The organism is Burkholderia sp. AU19243, from assembly GCF_018148075.1.
GTDB classification, from domain to species: Bacteria; Pseudomonadota; Gammaproteobacteria; order Burkholderiales; family Burkholderiaceae; genus Burkholderia; species Burkholderia latens_A.
Window position 1 is genome coordinate 54,841 of the sequence record NZ_JAGSTV010000009.1, and the last position, 12,011, is coordinate 66,851.

The 12,011-nt window shown below is 66.5% G+C and carries 11 protein-coding genes; 9 read left to right on the forward strand and 2 right to left on the reverse strand.

Annotated elements, in window-relative coordinates; all coding sequences use genetic code 11:
• The first annotated feature begins 30 nt into the window (after nucleotides 1-30).
• The 4 genes from KDW55_RS18080 to KDW55_RS18095 all read left to right on the forward strand — a co-directional run bounded on the left by KDW55_RS18080 (nucleotide 31) and on the right by KDW55_RS18095 (nucleotide 2,103).
• The gene (locus KDW55_RS18080; RefSeq protein WP_040139243.1) at nucleotides 31-798 is read left to right on the forward strand and encodes an ATP-binding cassette domain-containing protein; all 768 of its coding nucleotides are present in this window, start codon (nucleotides 31-33) and stop codon (nucleotides 796-798) included.
• Nucleotides 799-867: 69 nt separating this feature from the next.
• A complete protein-coding gene (locus KDW55_RS18085; protein WP_040139244.1) occupies nucleotides 868-1,302 on the forward strand; it encodes a cupin domain-containing protein in 435 nt (144 codons plus the stop codon).
• A gap of 139 nt (nucleotides 1,303-1,441) precedes the next feature.
• Nucleotides 1,442-1,579: an HHHH-motif protein gene (locus KDW55_RS18090; RefSeq protein ID WP_197416244.1), complete on the forward strand. Its 138-nt coding sequence runs from the start codon at nucleotides 1,442-1,444 to the stop codon at nucleotides 1,577-1,579.
• A 68-nt stretch (nucleotides 1,580-1,647) separates the two neighbouring features.
• Nucleotides 1,648-2,103: a hypothetical protein gene (locus KDW55_RS18095; RefSeq protein WP_212160492.1), complete on the forward strand. Its 456-nt coding sequence runs from the start codon at nucleotides 1,648-1,650 to the stop codon at nucleotides 2,101-2,103.
• Nucleotides 2,104-2,242: 139 nt separating this feature from the next.
• Here the strand turns inward: KDW55_RS18095 and phaZ are convergent, their stop codons facing one another.
• Nucleotides 2,243-3,601: a polyhydroxyalkanoate depolymerase gene (gene phaZ / locus KDW55_RS18100; RefSeq protein ID WP_212160490.1), complete on the reverse strand. Its 1,359-nt coding sequence runs from the start codon at nucleotides 3,599-3,601 to the stop codon at nucleotides 2,243-2,245.
• Between the two features lie 301 nt (nucleotides 3,602-3,902).
• Here phaZ and KDW55_RS18105 point away from each other — a divergent pair, with 301 nt between their 5' ends.
• From KDW55_RS18105 to KDW55_RS18125, 5 genes are all read left to right on the forward strand, one after another.
• Nucleotides 3,903-4,565, forward strand: coding sequence for a glutathione S-transferase family protein (locus KDW55_RS18105; RefSeq protein ID WP_059545332.1), 663 nt, complete (start codon nucleotides 3,903-3,905; stop codon nucleotides 4,563-4,565).
• A 238-nt stretch (nucleotides 4,566-4,803) separates the two neighbouring features.
• Entirely contained in the window at nucleotides 4,804-6,042 is a 1,239-nt protein-coding gene (locus KDW55_RS18110; protein ID WP_040140966.1) for a cyclic nucleotide-binding domain-containing protein, read from the forward strand.
• A 22-nt stretch (nucleotides 6,043-6,064) separates the two neighbouring features.
• Nucleotides 6,065-6,829 carry a flagellar motor protein gene (locus KDW55_RS18115; protein ID WP_040139247.1) on the forward strand — a complete coding sequence of 255 codons (765 nt, stop codon included), beginning with the start codon at nucleotides 6,065-6,067 and terminating at the stop codon, nucleotides 6,827-6,829.
• An 18-nt stretch (nucleotides 6,830-6,847) separates the two neighbouring features.
• A complete protein-coding gene (locus KDW55_RS18120; protein ID WP_040139248.1) occupies nucleotides 6,848-7,534 on the forward strand; it encodes an OmpA family protein in 687 nt (228 codons plus the stop codon).
• A gap of 160 nt (nucleotides 7,535-7,694) precedes the next feature.
• Nucleotides 7,695-9,584 (forward strand): methyl-accepting chemotaxis protein, encoded by a 1,890-nt coding sequence (locus tag KDW55_RS18125; protein WP_212160488.1) that lies wholly within the window; start codon nucleotides 7,695-7,697, stop codon nucleotides 9,582-9,584.
• 54 nt (nucleotides 9,585-9,638) lie between these two features.
• Here the strand turns inward: KDW55_RS18125 and wecB are convergent, their stop codons facing one another.
• A complete protein-coding gene (wecB, locus tag KDW55_RS18130) occupies nucleotides 9,639-10,856 on the reverse strand; it encodes a UDP-N-acetylglucosamine 2-epimerase (non-hydrolyzing) (RefSeq protein WP_212160487.1) in 1,218 nt (405 codons plus the stop codon).
• Nucleotides 10,857-12,011: the final 1,155 nt, after the last annotated feature.

Here is a 12,011-nt window from a genome sequence, read left to right on the forward strand (position 1 = left end):
ATTCGCACGATTCGCAAGGAAAGACCAAGCATGTACAAGCTCACCGTTGAAAACCTGCACAAGAAGTTCGGCGACAACGAGGTGTTGAAGGGTGTGTCGATGAAGGCGAAGGCCGGCGACGTGATCAGCATCATCGGCTCGAGCGGCTCCGGCAAGAGCACCTTCCTGCGCTGCATCAACTTCCTCGAGCAACCGTGCTCGGGGCAGATCACGATCGGCGCCGAGCCGATCCAGACCACGCGCGACCGCAACGGGGCGCTGCGCGTGGCCGACCAGAAGCAGTTGCAGCGAATGCGCACGAAGCTGTCGATGGTGTTCCAGCACTTCAATCTGTGGGCGCACATGACCGTGCTCGAGAACGTGATCGAGGCGCCGATGGCCGTGCTCGGAATCGGGAAAGACGAGGCGGTTGCGCGCGCACGCAAGTATCTGGAGAAGGTCGGGCTCGCGCCGCGCGTCGAAGGGATGTATCCGTCGCACTTGTCGGGCGGGCAGCAGCAGCGCGTCGCGATCGCGCGTGCGCTCGCGATGGAGCCGGAGGTGATGCTGTTCGACGAGCCGACGTCGGCGCTCGATCCGGAACTCGTCGGCGAAGTGCTGAAGGTGATGCAGCAGCTCGCCGAGGAAGGCCGCACGATGGTCGTCGTCACCCACGAGATGGGTTTCGCGCGCAACGTGTCGAACCACGTGATCTTCCTGCATCAGGGAAAGATCGAGGAAGAGGGCGATCCGCAACAGATTCTCGTCAACCCGAAGAGCGAGCGGCTCGGACAGTTTTTGTCGGGGCGACTGAAGTAGGCAGGCGCTGCTGAAACTGGAACGCTAAATGCTTGTCCCGGACGACTCTTTCGATCGAGGAGCGCCGCGATGAGCACGCCGACACCTACCGCGTTTTCCCATGTGAGGCCGCAGGACACGCCGTATCGAGGCGAGGGCCTGCGCGACTTCTTCCTGTATCGCGATCTCGGCATCGCGGGCGCGACGAACGGCCGGGTCGTCGCGCAACTCGTCAGGGCGAATCATGCACCGGCGGCGGGCACCGGCTGGCACCGTCACGAGGCGGATTTCCACATCGTGATCATGCTCAAGGGCTGGGCGCGCTTCATGTACGGCGAACGCGAGACACTCGTGAATGCCGGCGACTGCGTGCACCAGGCGCCGGGCATCGTCCATTACCTGTTCGACTACTCGCCGGACATGGAGTATCTGGAAATCGTCGGGCCCGCCGATTTCAAGTCGATCGACGTCGAAGGGCCGTGCGACGTTCCCGCGCCGACGCCGTGGGGCGACGCGGGCGCGTGAGTTCTCGCCGGATTCGTGTGACGTTCCGTTACACCGTGTCAAAGATGGTCAATTCGACGCCGTGCGGTGCACGGCAGCTGCGCGACGGGCGTTAAGGGAGAACAGCCGGGCCACCGGCTGATCAACCCAGGAGAAAGTCATGACCCGCATCGCGAAGATTCTGACCGCGGCGGCTGTCGCGGGCGCCGTCCTCATGCCGGCGCTTGCCGAAGCCCATTCGCACCGCGTGTGCCATTTCGATCACCACCATCACCGTACGTGCCGCTGGGTACGTTGACCCGCGACGCGCATGCCCGGCACCGCGTCGGGGATGCTGCGAGCATCCAGGCAAATCAGGAGAGGATCATGAAAAAGACGATGTTGATCGCCGCGCTCGCCGTCGGCATGGGTATGTCGATCGGTGCGTTCGCGCAGGTTCCGGCGAGCGCGCCGGCCGGCACGACGGGCCTGTGCAAGGACGGCTCGTTCTACTCGGGTGCGTCGAAGAAGGGCGCGTGCGCGGGTCACAAGGGCGTGAAGACATGGTACGGCGCGTCGGCCGCAGTCGCGGCCAGCGCGCCGGCTGCGGCGCCTGCGGTTGCTGCTTCGGCTTCCGCGGCGTCCGGCGCCGCGCCCGCGAAGAGCGCACCCGCTGCGGCGCCCGGCGGCGGCGCGGGCAAGGTATGGGTCAACGACAGCACGAAGGTCTACCACTGCTCGACCGACAAATACTATGGCAAGACCAAGCACGGCAGTTACATGTCGGAAGCCGATGCGAAAGCGAAGGGTTATCACGCGTCGCACGGCAAGGCCTGTTCGTAACGCCGACGGCACGCGCGGGCCAGCGCGGCCCGCACACCGCACACCGCACACCGCACGGTAGCGCGCCCCGCCGCCGACTCGGCGGGGCAGTTCGCGCGAGGGCCGGGGTAGCCACGCCGCTCGTCGCGACGGCGCGCGTTCAGCGCGCCTGAGCGCATTGCGCGACGGATGTCGCCGCGTCGTCGACGCGCGTGCGCGCATCGAGCAACGCGCGCAGCGTCACGTAGTGCGCGCCGCTCGCGTCGCCAGCGGGATCGGCGGTCCGGTCGTACGGCTCGTTGTCGTGGATCGTCGCCCGCACGATCGGATAGATCTGCGTTTCCCAGCGACTGCCGTTGAACACCCCGTAGTGGCCCGCGCCCGTCTGCACGTGATGCGTTTTCAGGTACGACGGCAACCCCGAACACAGCTCCTGCGCGGCCACGGTCTGGCCGACTGCGCAGATGTCGTCCTTCTCGCCCTCGATCGTCAGCAGCGCGGTGCGGTGGATCGCGGCGGGCTCGACCAGCCGGTCGCCTACCATCAGTTCGCCGCGCGCGAGCGCGTATTGCTGAAACACCTTCTCGACGGTCTCGAGATAGAACTCCGCGGTGAGATCGGCGGTCGCGAAGTATTCGTCATAGAAGCTGCGCAGCGTGTCGGCTTTCGCCGGGTCGCCTTTCGCACGCTCGAAGTACAGATCGGCAAACGACGCCGCATGCCGGTCCGGATTCATCGACATGAATGCGCCGACCTGCACGAAGCCCGGATACACGCGACGCTGCGCGCCGACGAAGCCGGGCGGCACGACGCTGATCAGATTGCGCGCAAACCACTCGATCGGCCGGCTCGTCGCGAGCGCGTTGACTTTCGTCGGATTCACGCGGCAGTCGATCGGCCCGGCCATCAGCGTCAGGCTCGCGGGCTGTGCCGGATCGCCGGCGGCGGCCATCAGTGCGACCGCCGACAGCGCGGCGACGGTCGGCTGGCAGATCGCGAGCACGTGCGCGTCCGGCCCGATCTGCCGAATGAAATCGATCACGTGTTCGACGTATTCGTCGAAACCGAAGCGCCCGGCCGACAGCGGGATGTCGCGCGGGTTATGCCAGTCGGAGATGTAGACATCGTGATCGGCCAGCATCGTGCTGACCGTGCCGCGCAACAGCGTCGCGAAATGTCCGGACATCGGCGCGACGATCAGCACGCGCGGCTGCCGTGCGACTGATCCCGCCTTTCGGAAATGCAGCAGCGTGCCGAACGGCGACGCCGCGGCGGCTTCCTCGACGATGGGCACCGTGTGGCCGTCGACGACGGCCGATCCGATGCCGAACGGCGGACGCCGGTGCGAGAACGCGCAGCATTCGATCAGTTCGCACAGCGCGTCGATCATGCGGCCCGTCGGGGTCGACGTGGCGGGCGGCCACAGCGACATCGCCGCGCGGGTGGCGGCGGCCCAGGCGCGCGCGGGACGCAGGCATTCCGCAGACCATTGGTAAAGCGGATAGGCAAGCAGGTTCATGTCCGTCGCTCGGTGCGTCACGTTGCATTGTGCGAGGCAAGCGGTGTGCCAGTATCGCGCTGGCACGCGGGTTGCAGCGCTTCCTGCGCGTCGCGGGATCCGCGGCGGTTCAGGCGGCACGTGCGCGCGTACGCGTGAGCGCGCTGCACCGCAGGCGCGGGTCGTGCATGCGGATCCGGCCGCGGCGCGGTGCGACGCTGCGCCAGTTCGGCGAATGCGCCGCACGAGCGTGGTGCGGCGCGTGCGGCGCGGCGGGCGCTTTCGGTGCAGGGGCGCGAACGGCAATCAGCAGGGGAACGACATGGAATCGACCCGACAAACGACATTGACCATCAGCAGCCGCAATTATTCGTCGTGGTCGATGCGGGGATGGCTGCTCGCGAAGCTGAGCGGGCTCGAGTTCGAGACGGTCAGCGTGCCGATCGATGCGACCTCGCGCGCGGAACTGCTGCTGCTGTCGCCGTCGATACTCGTGCCATGCCTGACGCACGACGGCAGCACGGTGTGGGACACGCTGGCGATTGCCGAATACCTGAACGAAATCCGGCCCGATGCGCGGCTGCTGCCCGACGATCGCCATGCGCGTGCGCATTGCCGGTCGATCTGCGGCGAGATGCACTCCGGTTTCAGCGCATTGCGCTCCGCGTTGCCGATGAACCTGCGTGCGCATTTTCCCGGTTTCCGGATCTGGTCGCGTGCGCAGCACGACATCGAACGCATCATGACGATTTGGCGCGAATGCCTGTCCGCGTACGGCGGCCCCTGGCTGTTCGGCGCGCAGATCGGTATCGCCGATGCGATGTACGCGCCGGTCGTCACGCGCTTCCTGACCTACGACGTGAAACTCCCGCCCGATATCGCCGACTACTGCATGCGCATACTCGCGCATCCGTTCGTCGCCGAATGGATCGACGCGGCGCAGGCGGAGCACGAGGATATCGACGAACTCGACATGGAGTTCTGATCCGCTGCGCCGCTACCCCGGCTTTCAATTTGACGACAGGCGCGCGGTTCGAAACGAATCCACTCGGCGGTCGATCAGTCCGCAAACGTTTGGCTTCGATTGCGCACGCTGGCGAGTGCGAATTCCCTAAAGGATGTTGCGCGCGATGACGTAAACGGGTCACGGGGACGACTCGCGATCGCACGCATCCGACATGCGACGCGCAGTCCGCAACAACCAGCGCAGCAGGGGAACCAACTTGAATCGTCAGCAATCGTGGACGCGTACGGCCGCGCCCGGAGAGATCATTTACTCGGAGGGCTTCGCCGGTGAGCCCGTCATCTTTCTGATCGCCGACGGCAAGGTCGAGTTGTCCACGCGCTGCGACGACAAGCGCGTCGTCGTCGCGACGCTCGGGCGCGGCGAATTCTTCGGCGAAGCGGCACTGCTCGGATCCGAACCGCGCGCGCATACCGCGAAGGCGCTGTCGTTCTGCCAGCTCACGGTCGTGCCGGCCGCGACGCTCGACGACGAAATCGAGCACGTGTCGGCGCTGCTGCGTCATATCGTGCGCACGATGATCCGGCGCGTGAAGCGCAAGGACGACCAGCTCGCGACCTATACGCACGCGGACTTCATGCCGGGCGTGGTGTCGTATGCGCACGTGCTGTCGCTGATGGCGGGCGCCGAAACGCGCGGCTCGGACGACGCGTGGTCGCGGCGGCCGATGCAGGCGCATGCGGCCGAGACGTCGGTGCCGCTCGCTGACGTGATTCGCCGCTGCCGCGCGATTGCCGGTCATTCGCGTCCGCACGTGCTCGCGATGCTGCGCCGCATGGAAAAGCTCAATCTCGTCACGATCGGCGCCGCGCACGCCGATCACGCCGGCGGTGCGGTCGAACATGGCGCGTCGGCGGATGCGCGCCAGGTCGTCACGTTCGATGCCGCGCGCGTGGTCGATCGCGCGCAGCAGGTCGCCGATCACGAACTCGACGTATCGATCAACTGCGAACTCGAGCTGATCGAACTCGTCGATCTCGAAGCGCTGATCGGCGTCGACCGGAAGCTGCTGCTCAACAAGCTGTCGCACGGCGAGATCGCGGACGAAGTGTTCGCGTTCCGCAAGTCGAAAGTGCTCGGCTATGTCGAGCAGAAGGGCGTTGCGTATTTCTCGCGGCGCAGCCCGCGCGCCGGCGGCGACGTGCGCTCGCTCGAGGACATCGTGTGGGTCGACCAGCGCACGCTGTTCGACGTGATCAGCGCATTCGACACGTACGATCTCGCGAAGCTGATCGCGAGCCTCGACGACCGCGCGGTGGCGGACAAGCTGTTCTCCGTGATGACGGAAGCGCGGCGCAACGAGGTGTCGTGGGTGATGCGCCGCGAGTTGAAGCTCGATCCGATCGAGGTCGAGGAGATCGAACGCCGCGTGCTGGACGCCGTGCGCGCGGCCAAGGCGCCGGCGGCCGTCGCGCCGCTGGCTTCGTCCGACGCATGACGCACGCACGACGGAGACGCATATGGACCTGTTGACCCTGGTTGGCGTGGTAGTCGGCGGCGCGGCGATCGTGTTCGGCTTCGCGCTGGAAGGCGGGCATTTTTCGATGCTGTTCCAGTTCGAAGCGCTCGTGATCGTGCTCGGCGGAACGCTCGGCGCGGTGATGATCCAGAACACGTGGGCGCGCTTCTTCGACGCGGTGAAGCAGCTGCGGCTCGCGTTCGTGCGCGCGCAGGAAGTCGATCGCAAGCACCTGACCGACGTGCTGGAATGGGGCGATCGCGCGAAGCTCGACGGGTTGCTTGCATTTGAATCGATGGACGTGACCGGCATTCATCCGTTCGCGCGGCGCGGGCTCGAGCTGCTCGCGAACGGCGTGCCGACCGCCGTGCTCGAGGACGCGCTGCATCGCGACCTGGATGCATACGAGCGCAGCCGGCTCGCCGCCGCCCGCGTGTGGCAGCAGGCCGGCGGCTATGCGCCGACGTTCGGCATTCTCGGCTCGGTGCTCGGGCTCGTGCAGGTGACGAGCCACATCCTCGAACCGGCGCAGCTCGGGCCGGGCATCGCGGTCGCGTTCATCGCGACGCTGTACGGCCTCGCGTTCGCGAACCTGGTGTTTCTGCCGCTCTACGGGAAGCTGCGTGCGCAGATCGACAGCGAGCTGCGGTTTCGCAAGCTGTATCTGGACGGCCTGCTCGCCATCTCGCGCAAGGAATCGCCGCACACGATCGAAACGCGTCTGACCGGCGACGTGCGCGGACGTGCGGCCGAGTCGCTCGCATGATGCGCGAGGAGCTTCGACATGACCGCTCGAACTGACGCGGCGCGCGTGCGTGCGCCTGAGCGCGCGCGCGACGACGATGAAGCCGAAGGCACGCAATCGGGGCGCTGGCTGATCTCGTATGCGGACCTCATCACGACGCTGATGGTGCTGTTTCTCGCGCTGTACGTGCTGCAGCTCGCGAAATACAACGCACTCGATGCGCGGTATCAGACGCTCGCGCGCCACGAGAGCGGCGCAGCCAGTGCAACGGCCGCCGCGCCCGCGATGCCGGATCGCGCGCCCGCATGGCTCGCTTCGCTCGACGCGCTGAAGAAGAACGGCCGCATTTCGCTCGTGCGCGCACCGCACGGGATCGAGATCGGCATCGACGCGAAGGTGCTGTTCAACGTCGGCGATGCGCACCTGTTGCCGGACGCCGCACCGGTACTGAGCCAGATCGCGCGCGCGCTGAGCGAGCACGCGAGCGGCGACATCCTCGTCGAAGGGCATACCGACAGCGTGCCGATCGCGAACGCGAAATACGAATCGAACTGGGAGCTGTCGTCCGCGCGGGCGGGCAGCGTCGTGCGCTATCTGGCCGAGCGCGGCGTCGCGCCGCATCGGCTCGCGGCGATCGGCCGGGCCGATACGCAGCCGCTCGTCGCTGGCGACGATGCGGCTGCGCGCGCGCGCAACCGGCGCGTGACCATCTTCGTCGCGTATTGAGATGAGCATCGCGCGGCGGCGGTTCGTCGCGCGACGCGTGGTCGGCCCGCCGGCATAACGAATCCCGAATGTCGACCATGTGACGGCGGCGATGCGATTTCGCGCGCCGCGTGCCGATAACCCGAGCTGGCTCGAATCGAGCGGTTATCGGGGATATTCCATGCACTTCTGGCGCAAGCTGTCCATTCAGAACAAGCTGATTTTCAGCATGACGAGCTGCCTGCTCGTGTTCGTTGCAATCTCGAGCGGGCTGAGCATACGGCTGATCGGCGACGCGGTGCGCGAGCGCGTTGTCCGCGAGGAACTGCCGACTGCCGTGAACGGCATCCGCGCCGACGTGCAGCGGCAGATGGCCGGCCCGATCGCCGCGTCGCGCCTCCTCGCGCGCGATGCGTTCCTGCTGCAATGGGAAGCCGACGGCGAGCCCGATGCCGGCACGCGCAACTGGATCCAGCTCGCGAAGAACGTGAAGGACGAGCAGAAGGCCGCGTCGGTGCAGTGGGCGTCGCTCAAGAGCGGCAATTACTACAACGAGGCCGGCCTGCAGCGCAAGGTCACCGACAAGGATCAGTGGCTGACCAGCTTTCTCGCGTCGGGCAACGCCTACGACGTGAACATGGATCGCGAAGTCACGCTCGGCGGCTACATGATGTTCATCAACAGCCGCGTGGAGCTGGACGGCGCGGCGGTCGGCGTCGCCAGCATGAGCTTGTCCGTCGATGCGCTCGCGAAGGGCATCGCCGCGTACCGGATCGGCGACACCGGGTTCGCGTATCTCGTGCGGCCGGACGGCGCGATCATGATGCATCGCGATACGTCGCTGATCGACGGCAAGCATTTCCTGAAGGACGCACCGGGCCTGCCGCGCGACGCATCGTCGACGCTGCTGGCCGGCAAGCCGTATGCGTACTTGAGCGTCGACGGCGAAGACGGCGCGCGATTCATCGCGACGTCGTTCATCCCGGAGCTGAATGCGTACGTGGTCGTCGAAGTGCCGCAGGCGGAATTGCTTGGCCCGGTGACGCGCGCGATTCGCAGCGCGGCGCTGGTTGCCGCAATCGTCGGCCTCGGCGTCGCGCTCGTCGTGATCTGGCTGGTGGGGCGCGCGATCGCCGCGCCGATCCGGCGCGCGGCGACGCTGCTGTCGGAGATTGCCAGCGGCCAGGGCGACCTGACACGCCGGATGACGGTCGAGAGCGGCGACGAGATCGGCCAGCTGTCCGATGCGTTCAACCGTTTCGTGTCGTCGCTGTCGACGCTCGTGCACCGGATCCGCGCGGCGTCCGCGTCGATTGCGACCGGCTCCGCGCAGATCGCGTCGGGCAATGCGGACCTGAGCGAGCGCACCGAAGCGCAGTCCGGCAATCTGGAGCGCACGGCGTCGTCGATGGAGGAAATCACGGCGGTCGTGCGCAACAACACCGAAACCGCGACGACGGCCGCGCAGCTGATCACCGGCGCAGCGGATACCGCGACGCGCGGTGGACGGGTGGTCGGCGAAGTCGTGACCACGATGGAGCAGATCAGCGACGCGTCGAGACGGATCTCGGAGATCATCGTGATGATCGACAGCATTTCGTTCCAGACGAACATTCTCGCGCTGAATGCGGCGGTGGAAGCCGCGCGCGCCGGCGAGCAGGGCCGCGGGTTCGCGGTCGTCGCGTCGGAGGTGCGCAATCTCGCGCAGCGCAGCGCGCACGCGGCAAAGGAAATCAAGGTGCTGATCGAGCACAGCGCGGGCACGGTGAACACCGGGTCGCGTCTCGTCAGCGAGGCCGGCAACGTCATGCGCGATGTCGTGTCGCAGGTTCAGGGCGTCAGCGCGATGATGAGCGAGATCGCGGAGGCGAGCATCGAGCAGAGCGCCGGCATCGATCAGATCGGCGGCGCGGTGCAGTCGCTCGACCAGATGACGCAGCAGAACGCGGCGCTCGTCGAGCAGAGCGCGGCGGCCGCGCAGAGCCTGAAGCAGCAGGCGGCCGAGCTGACACGTCTCGTATCGGCGTTCAAGATCGATGACGATGCACGAATGCCGAAGTCGGACGATTGACGCGCGGCGGCACAATGCGCCGCCGCGCAGGCGTCCGCGGGCCGACGCCGGGCTTCAGGGCGAGCGCAAGGTCATCAGCCCCAGCGTGAGCGCGTTCAACGGCATCGCCGCGGCGCCCATCAGGAAGCTCGACGCATTCGCGCTCGCGCCCGGCATATGCAGCAGTGCATGAACGATCCGCTCGCTCGCATGGCCGTCGCCATACGGATTGCTCGCGCGCGACATTTCCTCGTAGGCGCTCTCGCTGTCGAACAGCCGCGACGCTTCCCACAGGATCCGCTCCTGATCCGTGCCGACGAGCCGCGCGGTGCCGGCCTGGATCGCTTCGGGCCGCTCGGTCGTCTCGCGCGTGACGAGCACGGGCTTGCCGAGCGCCGGCCCTTCCTCCTGGATGCCGCCCGAATCGGTGATGATGAAATGCGCGCGCGACATCAGGAACACGAACGACAGATATTCCTGCGGCTCGATCAGGTAAATGTTCGGCACGCCGCCGAGCAGCGCGCGCGCCGGTTCCCGCACGTTCGGATTCAGATGCAGCGGATACACGAACTGCGCATCGGGATAGCGGTTCGCGAGCGCGCACAGCGCCACGCAAAAATTGCGGAACGGTTCGCCGAAGCTTTCGCGCCGGTGGCCCGTGATCAGCACCACGCGGCGTGACGGTTCGAGAAACGGAAAATGCGAGGCAACCTTGCCGTGGAGCTCGGCATCGTGGTCGAGCATCCGTTTGACGTCATGCAGCGCATCGATCACGGTGTTGCCGGTCATCACGACCGCGCCGACCGGCACGCCTTCGCTGAACAGGTTATCGCGTGCCTGGCCGGTCGGCGCGAAATGCCATGACGACACCGCATCCGTCACGCGGCGGTTCAGTTCCTCCGGCCACGGCGACCAGATGTCGCCGCTGCGCAGCCCGGCTTCAACGTGCCCGACCGGCAGATAGCGGTAGAACGCTGCGAGGCTGACGGCGAGTGTCGTGGTCGTATCGCCGTGCACCAGCACGACGTCCGGATGGAAGTCGTCGAAGACGATGCCGATCGCCTGAAGAATGCCGGTCGTCACGTCGGTGAGCGTCTGGCTCTGGCGCATCAGGTTCAGATCGTACTCGGGCTTGATGTCGAACAGCGTGAGCACCTGGTCGAGCATTTCCCGATGCTGCGCGGTCACGCAGACTCTGGCGTCTACATCCTTGCGCGCCTTCAGCGCGCGGACGAGCGGCGCCATCTTGATGGCTTCCGGGCGCGTCCCGAACACAAGCAAGATCTTCTTCATCGTTATCCTCGTTGAGCTTCTTTGCGCCGGAAGACCCGGCACCTGGCGCCAAGCATGGTTGCGGGCAACCCGCACCGCTCCCGCGTGCGATCGCACCGGCCGATGCGGGCCGAGCGACATGCTGCGGTGTGGCGGGGCGGGCGCACCGTTCTTGTCCGCGCGGTCCGTGCCACGCAATCGTCGGACGACGGCCGTCCCGTTGACCCTGATCCGTCACGTCATGAGCGTTCCTCGCTATGTCGGTCGCAACGTCTTCGTCATATCGTTCGCGTTGCCATACGGCGGCGCGACCGACAGAGATCCCGATTCCGATACAGCAATATTCAAACCAGCCGCTCGTGCTGCCGGGTCCGCTTCAAGCGTCACGCACGATTCGTTCCGGAACGTTTCACAACTGCTACGGACACCGTATCGGCCGCATGCCGCGTGACTGAAAAACGTTCGACGCATCGCAGCGCCGCTCCGGTCCCGTGGTTCGACGAATGGTGGTGCGTGCGCTGCGTCGGCCGCCGCGCGCGGGGCACGCAATTTACGAATTGCGTTGGATCGCTTTGCCCGGCGAATTTCATCTGCGCAATGAATGGAGCGACATCGATCTGACGGCTTCGGCCTTTTCGCGAAGGTTTTCGCCGCAGTGCGTGGCGACGTCGTCGCCGGGGCCGACTGCTGCGAAATGTTGCGTATCTGTAACGTAAGGGCAGTGCGCGGACGCGATATCCGCATGACGGACGCCGGAGCCGCGTTGCGGCAGGCCGCCTGCGCGGTTGCCGGACGCGATTCGTCCGTGGACGATTCACGATTGATTTCGCGTCGAAGCCGCGTCGCGCAAAGCGATGCGTGCGCCGATCAGCAGACGATTCGCCGCCCGATGCAAACGGCTGGCGAGACGCGGCCGCTGCGCATGCGTCGACGCTGATTCGTCGGTGAATCAAAAAGCTGCTGCCGCGGCGCGGCCGGCGCTTGCGGCGAGGGTGTCCTCCGTTGCCGCACGGGGCCGCGCGGCCGATGGCTCGCCCCTTGCTTGTTCTGGCCGGACAAGGCGCATCCCGACGCGTTCGACCGGCAGCAGGCGAACCGGGACGCCAGAGCAACGAATCCGGAAAGCGGCACGGCACGCTCGTCAGGCGCGGAACATGGCCGCGCGCGCGACGGACG